The organism is Emticicia sp., from assembly GCF_043780375.1.
GTDB lineage: Bacteria > Bacteroidota > Bacteroidia > Cytophagales > Spirosomataceae > Emticicia.
Window position 1 is genome coordinate 52,399 of the sequence record NZ_JAYWCU010000120.1, and the last position, 24,853, is coordinate 77,251.

A 24,853-nucleotide genomic window follows, 5' to 3' on the forward strand; every position below is an offset into this window, starting at 1 on the left:
TAAATTTTACTAAATGTAATTTATAGAAGATTTTATTAAAAAAAATTAAGAACAGATTCATGGTTTAATAAGGTATACATACGTTGGATATCTGCTGTTTTTTCATTTTAAATTACGAAACACACAATACAAAGCACTATCAATTACGTTAGCATTGATAAACTGATATTAGTTACTGATGAAAAAAACGATTGTTATTGTCTTTATTTCTGCTTTATTTATTACAATTCAAGCATGTTCTCAAATTTCTGAGCAAGCAAGTAGCGAAACAATATTGCAACAATCGGTGTTGGATTATGTCAATCAATACCGAAAAGAAAAAGGTTTAGTTCCTCTTCAAATGCTTTCTGTAATCACGTCAGAGGCATTGCGACATAGTAAAAATATAGCCGATGGAAAAACTGCTTTCGGGCATGATGGTTTCGACGGTCGAGCTAAAAGATTAATGAGCCAGATAACCGCCTCAAATGCCATTGCCGAAAATGTTGCTTATGGTAAATTTACGGCACAAGAAGTTGTAAATAGATGGCTACAAAGTTCGGGACATCGCCACAACATTGAAGGAAAATATACGCTTACTGGCGTTGGTATTGTGCGTAGAAATGATGGCTACTTATTTTTTACGCAGTTATTTATCAATAAATAGCATGTTCTATTTGAAAAATATAGAACTATCTGAAAATAAGACTTAAATCATCTCCAAAAACCTTCCTAAACTCGGATTTGGATTTTGGGGAGACCAAAGTGCCGTAATTTCTGCTTTTTGTGGAATGCTTGTCAATTCAATGAATTTAATGGCGGCATTGGTCACAGTGCTAAAAGAAATCGGAATCAGAGAAATACCCAAGCCACTTTCAACGAGTTTTAAAGTCGTATGCCCATGCACAGTTTCGTGAGCAATTTGTGGAACAAAACCAGCATCTTCACAAATACTCCATTGTAATTGGTGATAAATTTCACCATCACTTTTGGTAGGTAAAATAAACTTTTCGTGTGATACTTGAGCCATTGACTCGAAATTAGTATCATTCAACCAATGATTCTGAGGTAAAACCAAGGCAAAATTTTCTTGAAAAACCAATTGCTGTTGAAAGCGTTTGTTAGGTGGCGGATTCCTTAAAAATGAAATATCTAACTCTCCTTTTTGAATGGCTAAAAGTTGCGAAGCAGATGTCATTTCTGACAAATAAGTGTGAATTTCTGGAAATATTTCATGCAGTTTAGCTAATAAATTAGGCAAAAAAGTGTGAATACACGAGCCTACATAACCAATCTTCACCTCCCCTATTTGACCCAATTCTACTTGTTTTATTTCGTTTTTAGCCTTTTCCAAGCCTTCAAACACTTTCGTAACTTCATTTCTAAAAAACTCACCCGCTACCGAAAGTTTTACATTACGTTTGTTTCTATCAAAAAGCCTGATTCCTAATTCTGCCTCCAAATCTTGAATCTGCTTCGTGAGGGCCGGTTGCACAATAAAAAGCTTATCGGCTGCACGTTTAAAATGTAGCTCATTGGCAAGCATCAAAAAATACCGTAATTGTCGAAGTTCCATAAACCTACATTTTAGTCAATTGAACTAAGTTTTTCAAGTCGGCATTTGATAAATCGCCGAGCCAAGTTTCGCCTGTTGTGATACTCATATCTGCCAAATCTTTTTTGGAACGTATCATTTCGTCAATTTTTTCTTCCATCGTGCCTTGATTAATGAGGCGATAAACCATCACATTTTTGGTCTGTCCAATTCTAAAAGCTCGGTCGGTCGCTTGATTTTCTACCGCAGGATTCCACCATAAATCAAAGTGAATCACATGATTTCCTTGTGTTAAATTTAGCCCAGTTCCGCCCGCTTTCAATGATAAAATAAAGATAGAATCTGCTTTGTTTTTCTGAAATCTTTCTACCAAAACATCTCTTTGTTTGCGTTCAATTCCACCGTGTAGAAATAGCGGTTCAACCCAAAATCTATCTTTTATGAACTCAACCAAAAGTTTGCCCATTTCACGATATTGAGTAAAAATAAGCACTTTTTCGTTGGCTTCTTGAATGTTTTCTAAGAGTTCTATCAACATTTGCACTTTCCCCGACTCTTCCAATAGCTTTTTGCCTTTACCTAAATATTGATGTGGATGATTGCCCACTTGTTTCAATGCCGTCATTAGTTTCAACACCAAACCTTTGCGAGCAATGCCTTCGTTCTCTTCGATATCTTTCAGGCTTTGCTGCACCACGCTTTCATAAAGGGCGGCTTGCTCTTTACTTAGATTTGTATAATGATTGTTTTCGATTTTATCAGGCAAATCGCTGATGATACTTTTGTCTGTTTTTAGTCTTCTAAGCAAAAAGGGAGCAGTGATTTTTTTGAAAATTTGGAGTTTTTCTTGGCTATGTTCTAATTGTATTGGTTTGGTAAATTCGTTTGTAAATTTGCTTAAATTACCCAAATAACCCTTGTTCGTAAAATCAAGAATGCTCCAAAATTCGCTCAAACGATTTTCTACGGGCGTACCACTCATAGCAATTTTAATATCCGATTTAAGGCTTTTTATTGCTTTCGTTTGCTCCGTATCTGGGTTTTTGATGTTTTGAGCTTCATCAATCGCTACGCAATACCAATTTATTTTCTTGAAAATATCCGCATCACTTCGCACCGTTCCGTAGGTGGTTATCACCAAATCAACAGGATTTTCATTGTCTTTAATTTCTAATTTTCGTTTCGGTCCATGATAAATATGAAAAGTTAAATCGGGAGCAAAACGATTGATTTCTTTTTGCCAGTTGGTCAAAAGCGTAGTCGGAACTACTATCAAAGCCTTATTTTTGACAAAAGCCCCTTCTTGCTTAAACTTCAACAAAAGCGTAATTACTTGCAAAGTTTTACCCAAACCCATGTCGTCGGCAATCAAACTGCCAAAGCCCAATTTAGTATTTTTTACCATCCATTCATAGCCACGTAATTGGTAAGGGCGGAGTTCGGCATGAAGGTTTTCGGGCAGTTTTACATTGCTTGGACTCGTCAAATCTTTTAATAATTCGACAACTTCGGGCGAAAGTCCAACCTTTGAACCTTGATATTCTTCGGCAAGGGCCGTTTTGAGCAAATCTGCACCTGTGAGTTTCGGTGGATTTTCAAGGCGTTTTTTTAGTTTTTCAAGTTCATCTTGCTCAATTAACACGTACCTATCTTTGATTTTCACTAAGCCTTTCATACCTTTAATCAGACTTTCAAATTCATTCCACGACAATAATTCTTCGCCAACGGCAATTTGCCAATTAAAAGAAAGCATATCGTCGAGGTGTATAAAACCGCCTACTTGAGAAGCCTTTTTTGATTTTATTGTGCCAGAAACCTGAGGTTTTATCCAATGTTTCAGCGATTTTGGCAATAGAATCTGAATCCCAAAAAGTTGCAAAGTAGGCAATATTTCGAGCAGCACGCCCACAAATTCTTCGCTGTCAAATTGCATTTTTCGACTGCCTTTCATTTGCAAATACTTCTCTAAAGCAGGGAAATGATTGGAAAGCAACAATAAATCTTGCAAAACCTCAAAACGTATGTTTTCATAAAGTTTCTTTTGCAAAATTTCCTGAAATTCAATCGGTTCTTTCTGTTGTTCGTGGCGATTTTGCACCAAAACATCTACCACAAAATTACCTTGTTCGGGATTTTCTTCTACCCTCAATATTGGCACAAAATCTTTTTGGGTAATGTAATAATTATTCAACCAAGTCTGAATAGCTATTGGCGTTTCTTTCTCTCGAAAACCTTTAAATTCATACGGAGTTTGTTGAAAGAAAAATCCGTCCCACATATCAAATGAAACCTTACCTCTGTAAAAATCACCCATCGGAATTGTGAACTGATTTACATATTCATTGAGCATGAGCGAACAAAGCGTCATTATTTGCTCATCGGGCGTTTGGTAAAGCGTTTTTTTCTTGGTTTGAAATTGAATTATATTTGACGGAGTCGCTCGTGAAAGGGTAGTAAGAATGTCTTTTATTTCGGTATTATTGATTGCAGGAAGCCACCTGATGAAATATTCATCGCCGGTGCTTTTCAATAATTGTGGGATAATTGCTCCATTTTCAAACAATTTCAAACAAAATTGATGCGAAATTTTCAAAACTCGAAAAGCATCTGACATTCGGGCGAAATATTTTTCGTCGCTTGTATATAGTGTATTTAGCAATTTCTCGAGTGTAACTTTTTCGTAATTCTGTAATTCTCCGTCGGTGGAAATAAACCTAAATTCTGAGATTTGGGCAGTTTCTGAAACAAATATTTCCAGGTTATCACCCAAAATCAAGCCTTCAATGAGTTCTTTTTTCTCTTCATTTTTCCATTTATTAAGCTCTTTTGGTAATAATTTATAGGCTTTTTCGAGATTTTTCTTGAAATCCTTTTCCGAAAAAATCGGGCTTCCTTGAATGATTTTCAAGAGTTTATCAGACATTGGCTCAATGTATGAAAAATCAATGTAATCAAAAATATCTTCTTTTATTTCTATAATTTTGGCAGGGTTTTCATCAAAAAACTCACTAAAAGCGTTTACCCGAATACCCGATTTTTTGCCAACCGAATAGCGACTGCTGACTTCGCCCAAAACATCGAAACCATGTAGCTGAAAAACCAAAAATGGATTTTTATCAATTTCGTTGGCAATAACATAAATAACAGCAGCCAAATGCTTGCAAGGCACTGCAGAGTCGGGGCAAGAGCAATTCATCGGAAAATCTCGCCAAGATTTTGGGAAAAGTGGAATATTTTCTTTCTCGGCAAATTTTGCTAATCCCTGTGGCAATTCACGGTTTAATAATTTGGCAAGTAAAGTTGGATCGCTCAGAATTTCTTCTAAAAGTGCTTGTTTTTGGTTATTTGTAAAAATCGGCACATCAACTCTCACCTTATATGGACGAGGGGCAGAACCTTGTACTTTTGCAACAATAGAATTTATATCAATTTCAGTGCTTTTCACTGCACCTTTGTTGGCATAAGTTCTTCCACGGGGCAAGCGATTACCATTATCAATTTTTGAAAGTGAATTGAGCCATTGCTGTCCCCACCAAGTTTTTCCGTACTGAGTTGCCATGATTATACCTTAAAATGCTTCTTTATTGATTAATAATTTGTCAAAAACCTTCTTTCTACCTCCTATTCATTCTAATTGATAAATTTCGGAACTATCTATAATTTGACATTTTCGAATTTTCATTTATTTCAATTAATCAATTTTAGTGATTAATTAGACACAAAAATACTATTTTTTATTATTAAATGAAAGATCGAATTTTGTGTTCAAAAGATACGAGTTTTCAGATTCGAGATTGGGGTAAAGACTTGTCTTAGCTCTAAAATTGAAACGTTTTCTCAAATCTTACGTCTCGAATCTCATATCTCAAAAAAATGGTAGCAACAACGATTGATAAAGCCCTTCATTTTATCAACAATGATTGGTTGGATATTGAAACTCTAAAAAAAATAGCCTCTCACAAGAACGATTTGGTACTTTCGGAAGAAGCAAGGCAGCAAATCAATACTTGTCGAAATTACCTTGATGAGAAATTAGACAACTCCGATTGCCTTTTTTATGGCATTAATACTGGCTTTGGTTTCTTACAAAATATTGCCATCGACAAAACTCAAATTGCTCAATTGCAATACAATTTATTACAATCGCACGCTTGTGGTTTAGGCGATGAAGTGCCCCATGAAATAGTTAAATGGATGCTTTTCCTGAAAATACAATCACTTTCTTATGGACATTCGGGCGTGCAGGAACAAACCGTTCAACGGTTGATTGATTTTTATAATTATGATATTACGCCTATTATTTATACGCAAGGGTCACTCGGTGCTTCGGGCGACTTATCACCACTTTCGCATTTGGCTTTGCCTTTGATTGGTTTAGGGGAAGTTTATTTTGAAGGTAAAAGGCAAGCATCAAAAAAAGTGCTATCACAATTTGGTTGGCAAGCTATAAAGCTACAAAGTAAAGAAGGAATTGCACTTATTAATGGTACACAATTTATGGCAGCTTACGGTATTTATGGTTTACTAAAAGCACAAAAAATGCTAAAAACTGCCGATTTGATTGCAGCCATTTCAATTGATGCTTTTGATGCGTCGTTACACCCTTTTCATCCAAAAATTCATTCGATACGCCCACATCAAGGGCAAGTAGAAACAGCCGAAACTATTTGTAACTATTTGATAAACAGCCAAATAACTCATCAAACAAAAACACAAGTACAAGACCCCTACTCCTTTCGTTGTATTCCACAAGTACATGGGGCTTCTAAAGATTCAGTCACATTTATTGCTAAAACTTTCTTACAAGAAATCAATTCCGTAACCGATAACCCCAATATTTTCCCTGACGATGATTTGATTCTTTCTGGTGGAAATTTTCATGGGCAGCCATTGGCTTTAGCTTTTGATTTGATGTGCATGGCAATGGCCGAAATTGGAAGTATATCAGAAAGACGTACTTATCAATTGCTTTCGGGACAACGTGATTTACCTTTGTTTTTGGTCAAAAATTCAGGTTTACATTCTGGTCTGATGATTCCACAATATACTGCGGCAGGTATTGTGAGCGAAAATAAACAACTATGCACACCCGCTTGTATCGACTCAATTGTATCATCAAATGGGCAAGAAGACCATGTAAGTATGGGAGCAAATGCCGCTACCAAATGTCAGCGAGTACTGAATAATGTAGAGCGGATTTTGGCAATTGAGTTGCTTACGGCTACCCAAGCTCTTGCATTTCGACGACCACTCAAAAGCTCTAAAATTGTAGAAAATATTTACGAAGATTTTCGAAAAAAAGTAGCCTTCAACAACGCCGACCGAGTGCTTCATAATGATATGAAACACGCAATTGAGTTTTTGAGTATGATAAATATTTAGCGATTATAAATTCCCCTCCATAAAAAAAGGAGGGGGAATTATAAAACGAATTAAATAAAATGATGCAATTATGAAAAACATAGCAAACACCTACGATTTCGCAAAATATAAAACACCCACTGGCACTCAAATTACTTGCAAAGGTTGGGTGCAAGAAGCCGCATTGAGAATGTTACTAAATAACCTCGATCCAGAAGTTGCCGAACGCCCCGAAGACCTCATTGTTTATGGCGGAAGAGGAAAAGCCGCTCGAAATATTGAAGCTTTAGATTTGATTATCAAGGCATTAAGGAATTTAGAAGATGATGAAACTTTATTGATTCAGTCAGGAAAACCTGTGGGAATTTTACCCACCCATAAAGATGCCCCAAGAGTTTTGATTTCAAACTCTCAGCTTGTACCAAAGTGGGCAACTTGGGAGCATTTCAATGAATTGGAACAAAAAGGTTTGATGATGTATGGTCAAATGACAGCTGGCTCATGGATTTATATTGGCTCGCAAGGCATTGTACAAGGCACTTACGAAACCTTTTCGGCAATTGCCAAAAAGCATTTCTCGAATACCTTAAAAAATACTCTTTCGATAACCGCAGGTTTGGGCGGCATGGGTGGAGCTCAACCATTAGCTGTTACCATGAATGACGGTGTGTGTTTAGTAGCGGAAGTAGAAGAATGGCGAATACAAAAACGCATCGAAACTTGCTATTTAGATATTTATTTTACTGATATTGATGAGGCAATCGACCGAGCCATTGAAGCAAAAAATCAAGGTAAGTCATTATCTATTGGCATCAAATGCAATATTATACACCTTTTACTAAGATGTATTGAACGAGATATCGTACCCGATATTTTGACTGACCAAACATCTGCTCATGACCCTATTATTGGTTATTTTCCACATGAAATTTCGATGGAACAAGCCAATATTTTACGTCAAACAAATCCTGCACAATACCTCGAAATGGCAAACCATTCGATGGTAATTCATGTTAAATTAATGTTAGAGTTACAGAAAAAAGGAGCTATTACCTTCGATTATGGCAATAATTTGAGAGGGCGAGCCTACGAACAGGGTTTAAAAAATGCTTTTGATTTTCCAGGATTTGTCCCTGCTTATATTCGTCCACTTTTTTGTGAGGGCAAAGGTCCTTTCCGTTGGGTAGCTCTTTCGGGCGACCCCGAAGATATTAAAGTAACCGATGAATTAATTCTTTCCTTATTCCCCGAAAACGAATCTTTGAAACGTTGGATGCTCATGGCACAACAACGCATCGCTTTTCAAGGACTTCCTGCCAGAATCTGTTGGCTGGGGCAAGGCGAAAGAGAAAAAGCAGGTTTGGCATTCAATGAATTGGTCAAAACAGGCAAAGTCAAAGCACCTTTGGTGATTGGCAGAGACCATCTGGACACCGGTTCGGTGGCGTCGCCCAACCGAGAAACAGAAGCCATGCTCGATGGCTCAGATGCCGTAGCCGATTGGCCAGTTTTGAACGCTTTGATAAATACTGCGGGCGGAGCAAGTTGGGTGTCGTTGCATCATGGCGGTGGTGTTGGCATGGGTTATTCGATTCATGCAGGAATGGTAATTGTAGCCGACGGTACAGAAGATGCCGCCAAAAGATTGAAACGAGTTTTGCATAACGACCCTGCCATGGGCGTGATTCGCCATGCCGATGCAGGCTATGATATTGCCAAAGATATGGCTCGCAAACATCGTTTAGATTTGAAAGAAAGACTTTTATAACACTTCTCCAAACCCAGACCTTACAGGTTTTATCTGTTCAAAAAAAATGCTTATAACCAACATCAAACAACTAATCGGAATTAGAGAGAATCCTCACTTGCTACGAGGTAAGGAAATGGCTATTTTGCCTTTTCTCGAAAATGCCTTTTTAAGAATTGAAAGTGAAAAAATAACCGATTATGGTTTGATGAAAGATTTGGATTTGACTATTGAAACCAATGATATTTATGACGCAAAAGAAGCTTTTGTAATGCCAACTTGGTGCGATTCGCACACGCATATCGTGTATGCAGGAAGCCGAGAAAATGAGTTTATTCAAAAAATAAAAGGAGTAAGCTATGAAGAAATTGCCAAAAATGGTGGTGGTATTTTATTCTCTGCCAGGAAACTTAATGAAACTTCTGAAGAGGAACTTTTTGAACAAGCATGGAATCGCATAGAAGCCATAAAGAAATTAGGCACTGGAGCAATCGAAATAAAAAGTGGTTATGGACTAAGTATTGAAGGCGAACTAAAAATGCTCCGAGTTATAAAAAAACTCAAAAACAAGTCTAATTTGCTTATAAAGGCTACTTTTTTAGCAGCTCATACTTTTCCTTCGGAATTTAAAAATAATCATCAAGGTTATATCAAGCAAATAATTGATGAGATGTTGCCTATCATTTTCGAAGAAAACTTAGCAAATTACATTGATGTTTTCTGTGAAAAAGGTTTCTTTTCGATAACAGAAACTGAACAGATTTTAGAAGCAGGCAAGCATTTTGGACTTAAACCAAAAATCCACGCAAATCAGCTTCATTGTTCGGGCGGTGTGCAAGTAGGTGTGAAGCATCGAGCCATTTCGGTTGACCACTTGGAAACAATGGGAAATGAGGAAATTGATTGTTTGAAAAACTCAAATACCATCGGAACGCTTTTACCATCAGCGGCATTTTTCCTGAGAATGTCGTATCCGCCAGCTCGACAAATGCTCGATGCAAATCTAGCTATTGCATTGGCAAGCGACTATAATCCTGGCTCTTCGCCAAGTGGAAATATGCCACTTTTGATAGCATTGAGTTGTATTCAAATGAAAATGACTCCCGAAGAAGCCATCAATGCAGCTACTTTAAATGGAGCGTATGCCATGGAAGTATCTGACGAAGTTGGAAGTATTACGAAAGGCAAATTAGCCAATTTGATTTTCACAAAAAAAATGCCTTCACTGGCTTATCTCCCCTACTCTTTCGGTGAAAATTTGATTGATAATATAATGATTCGGGGGAATTTTCAGTAAAATTATGCCAAAACTTAAAACATATCAACAAGACGATTTAAGCCAAATAGTCAAAACCCGCATGGGGGAAACAAAATTGGGAGAAAAAATTATTCTAAATTGGCGTGAAGAGAAGGTAAAATTTGTACTTCTTGGCATTGCCGAAGATATTGGTGTGCGAGTCAATCGGGGTATTGGCGGTACACACACAGCTTGGGAAAGTTTCTTATCGGCATTTCTAAATATTCAAAGCACAAATCAACTTACTGGTGCTGAAATTGGCATTTACGGTAGTCTTTCTTTTGATGAATTGAACGAAAACATTAGCTCAGCAAGCGTTGAAATCATTGATAATGAGGTATTTAAAACAATCACCAAGATAGCAGATTTGGGCAAAAAACCGATTGTCATTGGCGGAGGACATAATAATGCTTATCCAATTATGAAAGGTATGAGTCAATCGAAAAAACGAGCAATTAATGCTATTAATTTAGATGCTCATAGCGATTTTAGAGCCAAAGAAGGGCGGCACAGTGGCAATGGATTTCGGTATGCTTATGAAGAAGGTTTTTTACAGAAATATGCAATTGTGGGTTTACACGAAAACTATAATTCGCAAAACATTCTTGAAGAGATTTCTAAAAACCCTGCTATTCAATTTTCGTTTTGGGAAGATATTTTTTTGAGAGAAAACCTGACTTTCAAAGAAGCAATTCAGCAGGCTATTACATTTACTGAAAATGCTCAGACAGGCATCGAATTAGACTTAGATTGCATCGAAAATATACTTTCCAGTGCCATGACTCCCTCTGGAATTTCTACGACTCATGCACGGCAATTTCTGCACCAAGTTTCTCAAAATTCAAACGTTTGTTATCTTCATATTTGCGAAGGTGCCACACATTTATCCACAGGACAACAAGATTTTAGGACGGGTAAACTAATTAGCTATTTGGTGAGTGATTTTATGAAAGGAATTTTACAAAAATAGAACGCAAATTTATCTGATTATTAATAATTCATTAGGAATCTGCGTTCTATTTTAAAAAATCACAAACTACCTCCCAGCTCTTCTCTCCAATTCTGCTCTTTTAAGCGTAATCAAATGACCAATTGGTTCTCCAGCACGATAGGTAATCACTCGAAGCGTAATTGCACCGTCGGGTAGTTCAACTGGTTGCGTATATTTGGTCGAAAACTTGTCAGGCATTGTATCATCAAATGAATAAAAAATATCTAAATCGCTCAATTCACTACCCAATTCGAGTGTTAGTTTATTATTTTTATAGCTTGTCGAGATAATTGCATCATAAACTGCTTTTGAATAGCCAAGTTCAGCAACATCGGCACGCTCAAAATGGTTTTCCATACGTTTACTGAAATTATCCCAGTTTTTAGCTGATTTCTGCGACCAATAAACTTCTGACAACGCCCATGCACGAGGGTAAGTCATGTATTCGGCATAATGCAAAGTTGGTGTTTGTTCGCTCCAAAGATTTCCTTGTCCACCCAATATGTACTTTGCCTCAACACCATCAGGCACTGGTTCAAAACTATACGATTTGCTCACACGCAAACCTGCATAAATTGGCGGGTCGATGCTATTATCGCCTTGGTTATAATCTAAATAAGCAAAAGTGGTAGGAGTCATTACTACGTCATGCCCCAAATGTGCTGCTTCTATTCCGCCTTTTACCCCTCTCCAGCTCATTACAGTGGCATTTGGCGAAATACCACCTTCCAAAATTTCGTCCCAACCTATTAATTTTTTACCTTTTGCCTCCAAAATTTTCTCCAAACGTTTCATGAAATATCCTTGTAAATCTTCCACGTGACGAATGTTCAGTTTTTTCATCAAAGCCTGACAGCCTGCATCAGTTGCCCAAAAACCTTTATAGCACTCATCACCGCCTACATGGATATATTGGTTAGGAAAAAGTGCTGCTACTTCGGTCATTACTTTGTCCAAAAACTCATAAACTTTCTCGTCCGAAGGATTCAAGGCATTTTCGTAACGCATCTTGAAAGTGCCATTTCCGTACCAATCGGCAATCATAGCACCCGGATTTACAAATGTTTTTGGGTCTTTTTTTGTACTTAGTTCAGGGTAAGCAGCAATGGCAGCCATACTATGCCCAGGCACATCAATTTCAGGAACAATCGTAACGTTGCGTTCTTGGGCATATTTTACTATTTCTTTGATGTCTTCTTGGGTATAAAAACCTCCAACAGTTGCTTTTTCGCCTGCTTTCGGAATATCACGGTCGCCAAAATGTCCTGCACGTGGTACTCGCCAAGCTCCTACTTCAGTAAGTTTCGGCAGGGATTTTATTTCAATTCTCCAACCTTCATCATCGGTCAAATGCCAGTGAAAAGTATTGTATTTCAAACGAGCAATGTCATCAATGTATTTTTTTACTTCGGCTTTTGTGAAAAAATTACGACTCACATCAAGCATGATTCCTCTCCAGCCAAAGCGTGGATAGTCAGTGATTTTTACAGCAGGAATTGACCACGTTGCTTTGGCAAGTGTCTTACTTTCAATTTCTTTTGGCAAAAGTTGAAGCAAAGTTTGCATGCCATAAAACAAACCCGCTGTTTGGTTGGCTGAAATGATAATTGCTTTCGGAGTGGCTTCAAAAATATAACCTTCTTTTCCTAACTGAGTATTGGGTGTGTCATTCAAATTGAGTTGAATCATGCCCGTTTTACCTTCTTGGGCTTTTAACATTAAGCCCGTTGGAACGTTCAATTTTTGAACCAACATTTCGGCAACGCTACTCGCTTCTGCTTTATTAAAAGAAATACTGGTTTTACCGTTAATCGTAAACGTGCCAGTCGTCTGCTGTACTTCAACAGGTTGTGGAATTAGATTTAAAGGAGTATTCTGGGCATTTAGATTCAAAAAGGCAAAACTAAGTACCGAAAAAAGAATTTTTTTCATAGAGTAGATTGAGGCGTTTTGTTGATTATTGAGTTGAATTGAAGTACAATATTAAATCCAATTCAATTATTAAAAAATTTTATTTTGAAATACTTAAGCCCTCCGATACTCCTTCTGATAAACCAAAGGTGATTTTCCAACAAGATGCTTAAACTGTCGATTGAAATTTGATATAGTATTATAGCCACTTTCATAGGCAATTTGTGTAACATTTAGCGTGCCTTCGTGTAGCAATTTGCAGGCATGACCTATACGGATTTCGGCAATAAAATCAAAGAAAGATTTGTTAGTTCGACTCTTAAAATATCGACAAAAAGCCGCATCACTCATACTTACCAACGATGCCAATTTGCTCAACCGCACTTCTTCTTTGAAATGTTTCATCACATAATCATGCACTTTTTGCATACGTTCAGTTTCCGAAATCTTGTGCATATTTACATAACCTAAACTTGTAATGAACTCATATTCAATTGATTGAGACAATTCGTGGAGCATTGATAATAATTTCAAAACTCGCTCAAAACCTTCCAGTTTGGTTAATTGAAATAAGCCAGTCCTTATTTTTTCACGCATTCCGCCAATAATATCTATTCCTCGCTGACCATTAAGCAAAAGTTTTTTTAGTTTATACATTTCTGATTTTTCAAAGAAATTATTTCCCAAAAAATCTTCTGTAAAATAAACCACAATTCCGTGTGTTTGTAAATCAGGATTTTGCTCAAAATAGATCTTGTCGCTCCGCCAAAGATGCGGAATATTGGGGCCTAAAAACACAGTATCACCCGTATCAAAATGCTGAATATCATCACCAATGAATCGTGTACCATTGCCCTCAAAAACCGTAAACAACTGATAATGAGGATGAAAATGCCAGCTCGAATCGAAATGCGATTCACGCAATTCTTGCACCTCAAACGAGTAAACCTGACTTTCGAGTGTTTTTTTTAGTAGTTTCATAAATAATATGTCATTGATAAACAGTCATTTTAACTACAATGATATATACGTATATTTGCTGTTTTTTTTACAAATATATTCATAAATGTCAAAATACAGTCAAAATTAGTAAAACAAAGCATACTTAATATGATTTTATGGTGATAAATTTGTACTATTATTTTTCAACTTAAAAGTCCCCATTTAGGGGCAGAGGGGTGTGATATGACCTACGGAATGAATCTCCTTTTATGGGGAACAGAAATAAATGAAGACATTTTCCCTGTTTTGGAGCAAATCAAAGCGATGGGTTTTGATGGTGTAGAAGTACCAATTTTTGATGTAAATCCTGAAAATTGGTATACTTGGCGAAAAAAATTAGACGAATTAGGTCTAAAACGCATTGCAGTTACCATTTGCGGAGCAGATTTTAACCAAATCAGTCCCGATGAAAATATGCGAAAAGCAACCCTCGAACGCAATAAGCGAGCCGTTGACTGTGCGTTAGTTTTGGGAGCAGATTTACTCACAGGCCCTTATCATTCTGCACTTTCTCATTTTACAGGAAAACCCGCAACGCAGCAAGAATGGCAATGGGCCGTAGAAAATCTGCAAGAATTGGCACAATATGCCGATGATTTAGGCATTACGCTGGGCTTAGAGTATCTTAATCGTTTTGAAAGCTATTTGGTTTCAAGTGCTGACGAACTATTGAAGTTGGTCGAAGATATCAATCATCCTGCTTGCAAAATTATGTTCGATACTTTTCACGCTAATATTGAAGAAAAAAGTTTGGGCGATGCCATCAGAAAACTGTCAAAACATTTAGTTCATGTACAAGTTTCTGAAAATGACCGCAGTACCGTTGGTAAAGGAAATGTGGACTGGGAAGATGTTTTCAAGGCTTTAAAAGACATCAACTATGGCGGCTGGTTATCAATCGAAGCATTCAGCGAAAAACTGCCTGCTGCTAATATTTGGCGAAAAATGTTCGATTCGGAAGAACAATTAATGAGAGAAAGTTTATCGTTTTTAAAAACTCACGTATAAATATCATGTCAAAACAAATAAACATCGCCATCGTTGGACTTGGCTTCGGGGCAGAATTTATTCCCATTTATCAACGTCATCCGCACGCCAATATGTATGCGATTTGCCAAAGAAACGTTGAAAAACTCAATGCCATTGGCGATACTTTTGGCATCGAAGTTCGCTATTCGGACTATGATGAATTGCTCAAAGACCCAAATATTGATGCGGTACATATCAACTCACCGATTCCGAACCATGCCGAGCAAACTTTAAAAGCTCTTTATGCAGGAAAACACGTGGCTTGCACCGTTCCGATGGCAACTTCGGTTGAAGATTGTAAAGCAATCGTGAAGGCTTGTCGTGAAACTGGCAAGAAATATATGATGATGGAAACCGTAGTTTATGCCCGTGAGTTTTTGTTTGTAAAAGAACTTTACGAAAAAGGAGAACTCGGAAAAGTACAATTCTTAAAAGCCTCACACCAACAAGACATGGAAGGTTGGCCTGACTATTGGCCTGGACTTCCACCAATGCATTATGCTACGCATTGCGTTGGGCCAGTGGCTGGTTTATTAAGATTAGAAGCCGAATATGTTTCATGTTTTGGCTCGGGAACAATTTCAGAAGATTTAATAAAAATACATAATTCGCCTTTTGCGGTAGAATCAGCTCATATTAAGTTTAAAAATAGTGATTTAAGTGCTTATGTTTATCGTTCGTTGTTTGATGTAGCACGTCAGTACCGTGAAAGTTTTGAAGTTTATGGTTCTAAGAAATCTTTTGAATGGGCTTTGATTGAAAATGAACCAAACGTCATTCATACGGCAAAGAAACCCGAACACGAGATTCCAGAAAAAGTACAAACACCTGATTACGCTCACTTGCTTCCAAAAGAGATTCAATCTTTCACAGGAAAGGGTGTTTATGACTCTGACGAAAATACACATTTAAGTTTTGCACAAGGTGGCGGACACGGTGGCTCGCACCCACATTTGGCACACGAATTTATTTCGGCATTGACTGAAGACCGTGACCCATTCCCGAATGCAGTACAGTCTGCCAACTGGACATCAGTAGGAATCTTAGCTCATGAGTCGGCAATGAAGGGTGGAGAGATTATTTATTTGCCTGAGTTTTAGCCTCGACTTCGCTCGGCTACCGAAAAAATGATAACCGAGTGAAGTTATTACTTAGACAAACAAAACCCTTTACAAATCGGTGTTCGAGCGAAGTTAAGGACGACGATTTGTATGTACCCGCTGCCCTCGGCTTCGCTCGGGCAACGTGTAAGTAAAAAAATGTAAACCAAAACAAAAAACTATGAAAGGCTTTATGTACATTTTAGAATGTTCAGATAAAAGCTATTATACAGGTAGTACTGTTGATTTAGAGCGTAGATTAGAGGAACATCAAAGTGGAAATGGAGCAAATTATACAAAGAAATATCTTCCTGTAAAACTGATTTATTTTGAAGAATTTGATAGAATTGATAAGGCGTTTTATCGTGAAAAACAAGTGCAAACTGGGGTAGGAAAAAGAAAGAAGCATTGATAAATAGCCAATTTGATGAATTACACAAGTTGGCAGATTGTCAAAATGAAAGTCATTATCTTCGTCGAAGTCCGAGGGAAGCCCAGAACAACAAAGAAAATAGTATTTTTTCTGCTGCCCTCGACTTCGCTCGAGCAACGGAAGAAAATGTTCTGACAACGGAAAAAGACTTAGAAAAATAAAACCCTTTTACAAATCGGTGTCCGAGCGAAGCCGAGGACGGCGATTTGTAATTAATTTGCCCAGTAAAGAAATATTGGAACAGTTTATTGAGAATGAGATAAAGAGAAGATAGGCACTTGAAACAACATATCATTTTCATTCGGAATATCAATGGTGATTTGTATCATAATGTTGAAAATTTGGTGTTCAAAGTTAGATTAAATCTTTTTTCTAAACAAATTTATACGATTGTGGATAACTTTTTCAAAATTTTGTGCAAAAATCGTCATTCTGAGTATTAATAGGGTCTTTTATAAATTTATTGAAAAACAATGGAAAACACTATTAAGCAATTATTAAATGAGATTCAGACAATTTCAGAATCTTACAAAAGAGTAGCCGAAGCAACTGGCGAGAATTTTAATATTTTCTCGGTTCTTCAAATGGAAAGAAACGAAGTTAAAACTCATTCAAGATTCATTGCTGAGTTATTAAATCCGAAGGGAAGTCATGGACAAAAAGACCTCTTTTTGAAGAAATTTGTTGAATTAATTCAAATTGAAGGTTTTGACACAACAAGTGCAGTAGTAAAAGTAGAATTTTCTATTGGCAAAAAAACGGAAGATTCTGGAGGTAGACTTGATATTAAAATTAAAGATAGCAAAAACAAAATTATCTTGATTGAAAATAAAATTGACGCACCTGAACAAGAAAAGCAATTAATCAGATACAAAAACTACGTGTCTGACGATACTGATACTTTATTATTTTTAACATTAGAAGGGCAGGAAAGTAAAGACATTAATATTCCTTTAGAAAAATATCGTTGTATCTCCTACAAATCAGATATTTTAAACTGGTTAGAAGAATGTAGAAAAGAAGCAACTAACATTCCTATTCTAAGAGAATCAATTACTCAATACATGAATTTAATAAAAAAATTAACTGGTCAAAATGTTAATACTAAGATGAGTGAAGAAATAACAGAAAAGATAATAACAGACAAAGAGAAATTTGAGACATTCATTACTCTTTTTGCAGCAGGTGATGATATAAAAAAACGGATGATTCAACAAATAGTTGAGCATACACTACCCAATTTAATAATAAAAACTGGTAAAGACCTTCAATTGGAAACAGATTATAAGGAATTGAATATGCTAAATCATAGTGTTCAAAGGCGGTCATTTTGGTTCACAAACGCTGCACTTGAAAAGTTGAATCTTAGTATATGTTTTTCATTCAATGTTGAAAGCGGTTTTCAGAGATTAATCTTTGGATTTAGATATGTAGATTATAAACAAAATGAAAATCCTAAATATGAAATAATTAGAAAAGAATTTGAAAAAAAATTCCAAAAAAAGCTAACGAGTTTCGATTGGCTTTGCTGGAGAGATTTTGATGAATATTATGATTGGAGAGATTTTAAAGTTTTGAAAAACATACAATTTGGTAATTTTAAGTCAGATTTTGAAGAGAAAGTAGCTGCAATGCTAAACATAATCAATCCATAGTCATGATCTTAAAACAACTTATACAATCAAATCACTGGCTGAATGTAAAAGCTACTTTGTTTGAAGTATATCCTGAGGAAGTAAGAAGTATTAATGCTTATGAAACGGTTTTTGAAAACCTTCGCTCAATTAAGCCTATTGACACTGAATTTGAGATTATTTTAGAAAACCAATATGACTCTATAACTGGTGAATTTGATTATGTTGATGTATTCGGCAAAACTACCAACCCAAAAAAGCAAAGATTATGGAACTCGATTTGCTATTTATTTCGACCCGTGGGCCGAGTGGTTAGGAATGTCAATAAGTACCGAAACTCTTGAAAAATTTAGTGAATTAGAAATCATCAGCCATTGTCTTTTTGAGATGACTTTTGAAGGTTTTGATGAAGTTAGAATTAAAGAAAGTGGCGATTATCTAAATAAAATATCAAACGAGTCAAAAAACAGGACTCCCGAGGAAAGGGAAAGTGATGCTGTATACTTAAAAGAATTGCTTGATAGTTTTAAAGAAGAATCTTGATAGTCTTAAAGAAGAATAAAGAATTTATACAAAACCAATATATAATGAAAAAAGCCCTCGTTCTCCTAACCTTTTTCCTTTACCAGTTTGCCAACGCCCAAACTGGCAGACGACTCGAAATCCTTTTCCTTGGCGATAATGGGCATCATAAACCCATTGAGCGAGTTCCGACTATCATGGCAGCTCTGGGCAATAAAGGTATCAATTTTACTTATACCGATAAATTGGAGGACATTAACGCCCAAAATTTATCAAAATATGATGCTTTGATGGTTTTTGCCAATTGGGACAATATTACGCCCGATGCCGAAAAAGCTTTGCTCGATTATGTAGCTTCAGGAAAAGGTATTTTGCCGATTCACTGTGCATCTTATTGTTTTCGCAATTCGCCCGAATATGTGAAAATGGTTGGGGGGCAGTTTTGGCGACACCGAATGGATACTATTCAAGCCAAAATCGTGCAGCCAAATCATATTATTATGAAAGATTTAGGCACGATAAAAGCTTTTGACGAAACCTATTTACACAGCCAATTACAGCCTGATAATAATGTTTTACAGACTCGTGAAATAAAAGCTGACCAAACCAAAGACCGCCCCGATGCAAAAACTGAGCCTTATACTTGGACTCGTAGCTATGGAAAAGGTCGAGTTTTTTATACCGCTTATGGACACGATGATAGAACTTGGAGCAATGTAAACTTTCAGAAATTGCTTGAAAATGGCATTATTTGGGCAGTAAACGACGAAGCACGTGCGGCTCATGCAGCATTAAATTCAAAACCGTTTGAGTATAAAGGTGCAAAATTGCCAAATTACGAAAAACGCTCAGGCGAACAGTTGCAACAGTTGGCACTTTCGCCAGAAGAATCAATGAAGCACATTCAAGTGCCTGCCGATTTTACTTTAGATTTGTTTGCCGCCGAGCCAAATGTGATGCACCCTATTGCAATGGATTGGGACGAAAAAGGTCGTTTGTATATTTTGATTACGAAAGATTATCCAAACGAAAGAAAAGAGTCGGGCGGAAGCGATTATATTTTGATTTGTGAAGATACCAACAATGATGGTAAAGCTGATAAATTCACTCGTTTTGCCGATGGTTTGAGCATTCCAACGGGAATGGTTTTTGCCAATGGTGGTTTGATTGTTTCGCAAGCTCCACACATGATTTTCTTGAAAGATACCAATGGCGATGACAAAGCTGATGAAAAGAAAATTTTGTTTTCAGGCTTCGGTACGGGCGATACGCACGCTGGGCCTTCAAACTTGCATTATGGCTTTGATAACTGGATTTGGGGTTGTGTTGGATATTCGGGCTTCAAAGGAAAATTGGCTCAAGGCGATTCTTTGAAATTTGGTCAAGCATTTTTTAGATTTAAGCCCGATGGTTCGAAAATGGAATGGACAACCAGCACTTCAAATAATACTTGGGGAATGTCGTTCAACGAAACGGGTGATGTTTTTGGTTCAACTGCCAACAATGCCCACGGCTGGTACATGGCAATTCCGAACCGTAATTTCTTGAATCCATCCTTCAATACTGACAATGGAAGTAGAAATATGGATACTCACAAAGACATGAAACCAGTCACCTCAAAAGTGCGTCAAGTTGATGTTTTTGGTGGATTTACTGCCGCATCGGGGCATAATTTTTATACGGCAAGGTCTTTCCCGAAAAAATATTGGAATAAAATCGCTTTTGTTTGTGAGCCAACTGGTCACATTGTTCATCAAAACGATATTGTAAAAAAAGGTACTGATTACGAAGACTCTGAAGGCTTCAATTTATTGGCAGGAGCTGATGAATGGGTTTCGCCAGTATTTGCCCAGACAGGTCCAGATGGAGCAGTTTGGATTGCCGATTGGTACAGTTATATCATTCAACATAACCCAAAACCTGCGGGTTTCAATATGGGTGTGGGAAATGCCTATGAGACAGATTTGAGAGATTATACACATGGTCGTATTTATCGAGTTGCATACAAACAATCGCCAAATTATCAGGCAATTAGCCTTGACAAAAACCAACCAGCAGGATTATTAGCAGCACTAAAAAATAATAATATGTTTTGGCGAATGAACGCCCAAAGATTATTGGTTGAACGTGGAAATAAAGATGTAGTTCCGCAATTAATTGAAATGCTCAAAGACCAATCACTCGACGAAACTGGCATCAACCCAACGGTTATTCATGTACTTCGTACGCTCGAAGGTTTGGGTGCAATTAATGAGGCTTTGCCAGCAATTACAGCTTGTTTGAAGCACGCTTGTGCAGGCGTTCGTAAAAATGCCGTGCAGATTTTACCTCGAAACACCGCTTCGGTTGATATTTTATTGAGCAACAATGCCTTGAATGATAGCGAACCATTGGTAGTTTTAAATACGATTTTGGCTTTGTCAGAAATGCCTTTAACTGCTGCCTCTGAAACAGCAATTTTAAATAAATTAGAAGCCTCAACCGATATTTATGACCGTTGGTTGCCCGATGCTTTTGCAGTAGCATTGACAAGCCATAACCGTCAGTTATTGAAGATTCAGCTTCAAAATGCTATCAAAAAGGCCGCCAATACACCAAAAATGTCAAACGAAATGCCCGTTATGAATCACGACCATTCAAAAATGCTTGCAGAGAAGACTTCTTCCCCATCGGCTGTAAGTGGCACAACTCCTGACTTAGTAATCACTAAAATAACAACCGAACCAGCAACTCCTGCGGTACGAGATAATGTATCGATTCTTGTTGAGGTGAAAAATCAAGGAAAAGCTATTCCTCTTGGTACAGTTATTCCGTTGGATATACGTATCGAAGGCATGAATCGTAAAGTGAATATTGTGAGTCGTACGCACGAAGATGGCATGAAAGCAGGCGAAACCATTACGATTTCAAAATCAACTAATGGCCCTTGGACTGGTGATATTCGTTTTGGCTCTGATGTGGCTGGTACTTATACTATGTCGGTTGATGTTGATAAAAACAACGACATTAAAGAAAGCAATGAATCGAACAATACATTTACTCAAAAAATAACATTTGATGCTCCAAAATCAATGGCAAATTATGCAGTTGAAAAGGCCGTTCGTAGTTATAGCTCAATTGCTTCTGCTGACTCGGTGATTGCGATTTTGAAACAAGCTCAATCGCTTGATGTGGCTGGTGCAAATGCTTTAATCAAAGGTGTAGTTGATGGTTGGAATCCAAGAAGAAAAGCGATTTTAAGTGCTAATGATAAGGCTTTTATAACAAAATTGAGCTCGACAGTTTCAGTAGATAGTAAGTCAAGACTCAATCGTTTGATGCAAACTTGGGAAGGAAGTTTACCTGACAATAATACCCAAGTTGTGGTGATAAAAACAATCACCGAAGCCATGAAATATGATAAAAAAGAGTTTACAGTGAAAGCAGGAAAAAACGTTGAAATTAGATTTGAAAATCCTGATGCGATGCAACATAATATGGTGATTGGCAAGCCAAAAAGTCTTGAAATCATCGGAAATGCTGCTAATAAGATGATTACACAAAAAGATGCCGTTGAGAAAAACTACGTACCAGCTATTTCACAAGTATTGTTTTCAACGCCATTGCTCAATACCAATGATGTTTACCGATTAAGATTTACCGCTCCATCACAGCCAGGCGATTATCCTTATGTTTGTACATTCCCAGGTCATTGGAGTATTATGAATGGTGTGATGCACGTTGTGAAGTAACACAGTTTTATGAGTATAGTATAATTCTCCGAAATGTATATTTAGACAAAATTACATTTCGGAGAATTATTTTTTTATTTAACAAGTCTAATATTTGGAAGTAATATTAGCGGATAAAAAATGTAATTGATTGAAAATCAATTGATTGAAAAACTATTTCCTCACCAACCATCGTCCGATGGCTTTGGTTTTGTAGCAGGTTTTTTGGTTGTGTTAGCAGGTACATTGCCTTTACCAGGAGCTATCGCAGATGCCGTTGAAAACCCACCGCCTGGATTTGATGCTGCAATCGCAACGTTTTTATCAACTCTCGAATATACACGACTTACTATTTTCCATTCACCATTAATTTTCAAGAGATTCAAGAAATCAACAAATTTAAAAGTAGATAATTCTTCTTCTGTTACCGCAGTGGCGGCTGTGCCAGCGTAGCTATAACTCACAATTTTACTCGACCATTTTGCTCCACCCACAGGCACTGCAGCAATAAATTTCTTTACGGGCATTTCGGATATTTTCCCATCTTTACCCAAATTTCGTAGGTTAGCAAATGCAAAAAAAGCACGATTCAAGCGAGCCGTATCGCCTACCGAGCCACCTTCTAAATAATTATTAAGCGTTTCTTTGATAGCTTCATCCTCTGATTGGGCGAAAGTATTTACCGAAATACCAATTAAAGCTATTAGTGCAAGTAAGAATTTGTTAAATTTCATCGGTGTATTTGTTTTAATCTGATACTAAATTAACGAAAAAAATATTTGCGTATTGCAAGCCCCAAATAGTGCAGCATTAAAAATTACAGGATGAAGGATACTAAATACTTCTCTATCAGTAATTTAAAGAAATAATACTATATTTTAATTCAAAATTACAAATTTGTTATAGAAATCAAATTATTTTCTGACTATTATTTTGCGGCATACTCCTTAATTACTGTACTTATGTTTACCTCAGTCATTCCTTGTTTTACACGGGCGTCAGCCAAAATCTGTAAAACTCTTTGATCTAAAACCGAATAATTATTAAAATCATAATTTATTCCGCTCATTACTGCTACCATAATTGACTTTGTATTTTCAATATGACCTAAGCCTAAAGCGTGTGTAAGTTCGTGGCGTAAAACACCATTTTGTACATTTGCGGGTGTACTTGGCGAAAGCCATATAACTGATTTTATGATTTCGGTATTATTCCATTGAGTAAATGTATTTCCCTGAACCGTCGTATTGGTTACTTGAAAACCCGCATATTTGGCATTGTGAGTAGCAACATCTACTCGGTTGATGATGATATCGGCTTGTGCAACTACTTCTGTTCTGACCAATTTACTGTATTTATTTAAACTATTCATATCTGCTATTACTTTATCTAAAGCAGTAAATAGTGCTGTGGTTCGTACACCATCCCAATAAACTTTAATTTGGGTTTTGCTTGTTGCCCATTTTCTAATAGTCATTGTCTGTGTATTATTCGAATTTTTCAATGCTAATCGAACAAAAGCATCATAAATTTCTTGACTTGTAGGTATTACGTTATTAATTATTCCACTTGACGATGTTTGTGTTGTAGTTGTTGTTGTTTGGAGGCTTAATTCAGGGCTTTTTTCACAAGAAATCATCAAAAAAAGTATCGAAATGGATGTTGCGGCAATAGCAAATTTCATTTTTATTTTTGGTTTATTTTACATATTTTCAATAGTTATAGTTATCAGTCAGAGCATATAAGTATATTACCTACTTTAACGTTCAAAAAACTGGTAATAGTGTAAAAAAGCAGGCATTTCTTACCAAAATATTACCGCAAATTTCATATATACGCCCCAATTGCTCATTTACAATTTTTATCAATTACGAAAGACATTTGTTACTTTATACTGAAAAATAGTCTTAACACTATGAACATAAAAACTTACTATTACCGATAGGCAAATAAAACTACAAAAAAAACAGTTTTTATCTATTAGGAATCAAGTTTTTAATACATTTGCTAATAATTTTATTATTTACTTAAAACCAACTTATTCAAAATGGGACTAATGTCGTTTTTTAAGGGTGTAGGCGAAAAACTTTTCGGTCACAAAGAAGAGGCAGCACCAGTAGCAGAAAAAGAAGTATTGAAAGCAAGTGCTTTATTGGCACACGTACAACAGTTGGGCTTGCCTTTTAATACTCTAACCATCAAAACAACAGGTGATACTGTTACTTTGGTTGGTGAAGTAGATACGCAAGAAGATGCTGAAAAGATTTCTTTGGCAGTTGGTAATGTTGAAGGCGTACACATGGTTGATAATCAATTAGTTGTAGCTACTCCTGAGCCAGAAGCGAAGTTTCACACAGTAGAAAAAGGTGATACTTTGTCGAAAATTGCTAAAGAATATTACGGTGATATGATGAAATATCCTGTGATATTTGACGCCAACAAACCAATGCTTACACACCCAGATAAAATTTATCCAGGTCAAGTATTAAGAATTCCAGCTCTTTAATTTTTTTTAAAGACAATTCATAAAAAAAGCCTTTTCTGAGTAGAAAAGGCTTTTTTTTACTTCTAACAAAAAATTC

20 protein-coding genes are annotated in these 24,853 nt (G+C 36.6%); 14 read left to right on the forward strand and 6 right to left on the reverse strand.

The genetic code is table 11. The annotated features are described in order from the left end of the window. Positions 1–178 precede the first annotated feature (178 nt). Positions 179–646, forward strand: a complete 468-nt coding sequence (locus ACH2CJ_RS09410) for a CAP domain-containing protein (RefSeq protein ID WP_394992355.1) — start codon at positions 179–181, stop codon at positions 644–646. A gap of 42 nt (positions 647–688) precedes the next feature. Here ACH2CJ_RS09410 and ACH2CJ_RS09415 read toward each other — a convergent pair whose 3' ends face one another. Then, a complete protein-coding gene (locus ACH2CJ_RS09415) occupies positions 689–1,555 on the reverse strand; it encodes a LysR substrate-binding domain-containing protein (protein ID WP_394992356.1) in 867 nt (288 codons plus the stop codon). A gap of 4 nt (positions 1,556–1,559) precedes the next feature. Then, a complete protein-coding gene (locus tag ACH2CJ_RS09420) occupies positions 1,560–5,093 on the reverse strand; it encodes an SNF2-related protein (protein WP_394992357.1) in 3,534 nt (1,177 codons plus the stop codon). A gap of 314 nt (positions 5,094–5,407) precedes the next feature. Between ACH2CJ_RS09420 and hutH the strand changes: the two genes are divergently transcribed. The 4 genes from hutH to ACH2CJ_RS09440 all read left to right on the forward strand — a co-directional run bounded on the left by hutH (position 5,408) and on the right by ACH2CJ_RS09440 (position 10,909). Continuing rightward, positions 5,408–6,916 (forward strand): histidine ammonia-lyase, encoded by a 1,509-nt coding sequence (gene hutH / locus ACH2CJ_RS09425; protein ID WP_394992359.1) that lies wholly within the window; start codon positions 5,408–5,410, stop codon positions 6,914–6,916. 70 nt (positions 6,917–6,986) lie between these two features. Further along, the gene (gene hutU / locus ACH2CJ_RS09430) at positions 6,987–8,663 is read left to right on the forward strand and encodes a urocanate hydratase (protein WP_394992361.1); all 1,677 of its coding nucleotides are present in this window, start codon (positions 6,987–6,989) and stop codon (positions 8,661–8,663) included. A 46-nt stretch (positions 8,664–8,709) separates the two neighbouring features. Then, positions 8,710–9,939, forward strand: a complete 1,230-nt coding sequence (gene hutI, locus ACH2CJ_RS09435) for an imidazolonepropionase (protein WP_394992362.1) — start codon at positions 8,710–8,712, stop codon at positions 9,937–9,939. 4 nt (positions 9,940–9,943) lie between these two features. After that, positions 9,944–10,909 carry a formimidoylglutamase gene (locus ACH2CJ_RS09440; RefSeq protein ID WP_394992363.1) on the forward strand — a complete coding sequence of 322 codons (966 nt, stop codon included), beginning with the start codon at positions 9,944–9,946 and terminating at the stop codon, positions 10,907–10,909. A gap of 66 nt (positions 10,910–10,975) precedes the next feature. On the opposite strand, the gene ACH2CJ_RS09445 is transcribed toward ACH2CJ_RS09440, so the two are convergent. Beyond that, on the reverse strand, positions 10,976–12,862 hold the full coding sequence (locus tag ACH2CJ_RS09445) for a beta-N-acetylhexosaminidase (RefSeq protein ID WP_394992364.1): 1,887 nt from the start codon (positions 12,860–12,862) through the stop codon (positions 10,976–10,978). A 93-nt stretch (positions 12,863–12,955) separates the two neighbouring features. Further along, a complete protein-coding gene (locus tag ACH2CJ_RS09450; RefSeq protein WP_394992365.1) occupies positions 12,956–13,822 on the reverse strand; it encodes an AraC family transcriptional regulator in 867 nt (288 codons plus the stop codon). Positions 13,823–14,038: 216 nt separating this feature from the next. On the opposite strand from ACH2CJ_RS09450, the gene ACH2CJ_RS09455 reads away from it, so the two are divergent. The 8 genes from ACH2CJ_RS09455 to ACH2CJ_RS09490 all read left to right on the forward strand — a co-directional run bounded on the left by ACH2CJ_RS09455 (position 14,039) and on the right by ACH2CJ_RS09490 (position 22,292). Next, positions 14,039–14,851 (forward strand): sugar phosphate isomerase/epimerase family protein, encoded by an 813-nt coding sequence (locus ACH2CJ_RS09455; protein ID WP_394992366.1) that lies wholly within the window; start codon positions 14,039–14,041, stop codon positions 14,849–14,851. A 5-nt stretch (positions 14,852–14,856) separates the two neighbouring features. Next, positions 14,857–15,972, forward strand: coding sequence for a Gfo/Idh/MocA family protein (locus ACH2CJ_RS09460; protein ID WP_394992367.1), 1,116 nt, complete (start codon positions 14,857–14,859; stop codon positions 15,970–15,972). A 181-nt stretch (positions 15,973–16,153) separates the two neighbouring features. After that, entirely contained in the window at positions 16,154–16,384 is a 231-nt protein-coding gene (locus ACH2CJ_RS09465; protein ID WP_394992368.1) for a GIY-YIG nuclease family protein, read from the forward strand. Beyond that, positions 16,381–16,566 (forward strand): hypothetical protein, encoded by a 186-nt coding sequence (locus ACH2CJ_RS09470; protein ID WP_394992369.1) that lies wholly within the window; start codon positions 16,381–16,383, stop codon positions 16,564–16,566. Before ACH2CJ_RS09465 ends, ACH2CJ_RS09470 begins: the two co-directional genes overlap by 4 nt. Positions 16,567–16,878: 312 nt before the next feature. Then, positions 16,879–18,060, forward strand: a complete 1,182-nt coding sequence (locus ACH2CJ_RS09475) for a PD-(D/E)XK nuclease family protein (RefSeq protein WP_394992370.1) — start codon at positions 16,879–16,881, stop codon at positions 18,058–18,060. A gap of 2 nt (positions 18,061–18,062) precedes the next feature. Further along, positions 18,063–18,383, forward strand: a complete 321-nt coding sequence (locus tag ACH2CJ_RS09480) for a DUF6557 family protein (RefSeq protein WP_394992372.1) — start codon at positions 18,063–18,065, stop codon at positions 18,381–18,383. Then, on the forward strand, positions 18,268–18,582 hold the full coding sequence (locus ACH2CJ_RS09485) for a DUF6557 family protein (RefSeq protein WP_394992430.1): 315 nt from the start codon (positions 18,268–18,270) through the stop codon (positions 18,580–18,582). Before ACH2CJ_RS09480 ends, ACH2CJ_RS09485 begins: the two co-directional genes overlap by 116 nt. Positions 18,583–18,626: 44 nt before the next feature. Then, complete coding sequence (locus ACH2CJ_RS09490; RefSeq protein WP_394992374.1) at positions 18,627–22,292, forward strand: PVC-type heme-binding CxxCH protein; 3,666 nt, start codon at positions 18,627–18,629, stop codon at positions 22,290–22,292. Between the two features lie 161 nt (positions 22,293–22,453). On the opposite strand, the gene ACH2CJ_RS09495 is transcribed toward ACH2CJ_RS09490, so the two are convergent. Together ACH2CJ_RS09495 and ACH2CJ_RS09500 are read right to left on the reverse strand one after the other, a co-directional pair. Then, a complete protein-coding gene (locus ACH2CJ_RS09495) occupies positions 22,454–23,005 on the reverse strand; it encodes a nuclear transport factor 2 family protein (protein ID WP_394992375.1) in 552 nt (183 codons plus the stop codon). Positions 23,006–23,199: 194 nt separating this feature from the next. Beyond that, positions 23,200–23,955, reverse strand: coding sequence for a DUF2927 domain-containing protein (locus tag ACH2CJ_RS09500; RefSeq protein WP_394992377.1), 756 nt, complete (start codon positions 23,953–23,955; stop codon positions 23,200–23,202). A 363-nt stretch (positions 23,956–24,318) separates the two neighbouring features. Between ACH2CJ_RS09500 and lysM the strand changes: the two genes are divergently transcribed. Next, on the forward strand, positions 24,319–24,777 hold the full coding sequence (lysM, locus tag ACH2CJ_RS09505; protein ID WP_394992379.1) for a peptidoglycan-binding protein LysM: 459 nt from the start codon (positions 24,319–24,321) through the stop codon (positions 24,775–24,777). Positions 24,778–24,853: the final 76 nt, after the last annotated feature.

What these genes read in the sequence shown, in the direction of transcription:
- ACH2CJ_RS09455 (WP_394992366.1), top strand. Translation starts at nt 14,039, where the DNA reads ATGAATCTCCTTTTATGGGGAACAGAAATAAATGAAGACATTTTCCCT.
- ACH2CJ_RS09420 (WP_394992357.1), bottom strand. Translation starts at nt 5,093, where the DNA reads ATGGCAACTCAGTACGGAAAAACTTGGTGGGGACAGCAATGGCTCAAT.
- ACH2CJ_RS09475 (WP_394992370.1), top strand. Translation starts at nt 16,879, where the DNA reads ATGGAAAACACTATTAAGCAATTATTAAATGAGATTCAGACAATTTCA.
- ACH2CJ_RS09465 (WP_394992368.1), top strand. Translation starts at nt 16,154, where the DNA reads ATGAAAGGCTTTATGTACATTTTAGAATGTTCAGATAAAAGCTATTAT.
- ACH2CJ_RS09445 (WP_394992364.1), bottom strand. Translation starts at nt 12,862, where the DNA reads ATGAAAAAAATTCTTTTTTCGGTACTTAGTTTTGCCTTTTTGAATCTA.
- ACH2CJ_RS09500 (WP_394992377.1), bottom strand. Translation starts at nt 23,955, where the DNA reads ATGAAATTTGCTATTGCCGCAACATCCATTTCGATACTTTTTTTGATG.
- ACH2CJ_RS09480 (WP_394992372.1), top strand. Translation starts at nt 18,063, where the DNA reads ATGATCTTAAAACAACTTATACAATCAAATCACTGGCTGAATGTAAAA.
- ACH2CJ_RS09490 (WP_394992374.1), top strand. Translation starts at nt 18,627, where the DNA reads ATGAAAAAAGCCCTCGTTCTCCTAACCTTTTTCCTTTACCAGTTTGCC.
- hutH (WP_394992359.1), top strand. Translation starts at nt 5,408, where the DNA reads ATGGTAGCAACAACGATTGATAAAGCCCTTCATTTTATCAACAATGAT.
- ACH2CJ_RS09495 (WP_394992375.1), bottom strand. Translation starts at nt 23,005, where the DNA reads ATGAAATTTAACAAATTCTTACTTGCACTAATAGCTTTAATTGGTATT.
- ACH2CJ_RS09460 (WP_394992367.1), top strand. Translation starts at nt 14,857, where the DNA reads ATGTCAAAACAAATAAACATCGCCATCGTTGGACTTGGCTTCGGGGCA.
- ACH2CJ_RS09440 (WP_394992363.1), top strand. Translation starts at nt 9,944, where the DNA reads ATGCCAAAACTTAAAACATATCAACAAGACGATTTAAGCCAAATAGTC.
- hutI (WP_394992362.1), top strand. Translation starts at nt 8,710, where the DNA reads ATGCTTATAACCAACATCAAACAACTAATCGGAATTAGAGAGAATCCT.
- ACH2CJ_RS09415 (WP_394992356.1), bottom strand. Translation starts at nt 1,555, where the DNA reads ATGGAACTTCGACAATTACGGTATTTTTTGATGCTTGCCAATGAGCTA.
- ACH2CJ_RS09485 (WP_394992430.1), top strand. Translation starts at nt 18,268, where the DNA reads ATGTATTCGGCAAAACTACCAACCCAAAAAAGCAAAGATTATGGAACT.
- lysM (WP_394992379.1), top strand. Translation starts at nt 24,319, where the DNA reads ATGGGACTAATGTCGTTTTTTAAGGGTGTAGGCGAAAAACTTTTCGGT.
- ACH2CJ_RS09450 (WP_394992365.1), bottom strand. Translation starts at nt 13,822, where the DNA reads ATGAAACTACTAAAAAAAACACTCGAAAGTCAGGTTTACTCGTTTGAG.
- hutU (WP_394992361.1), top strand. Translation starts at nt 6,987, where the DNA reads ATGAAAAACATAGCAAACACCTACGATTTCGCAAAATATAAAACACCC.
- ACH2CJ_RS09410 (WP_394992355.1), top strand. Translation starts at nt 179, where the DNA reads ATGAAAAAAACGATTGTTATTGTCTTTATTTCTGCTTTATTTATTACA.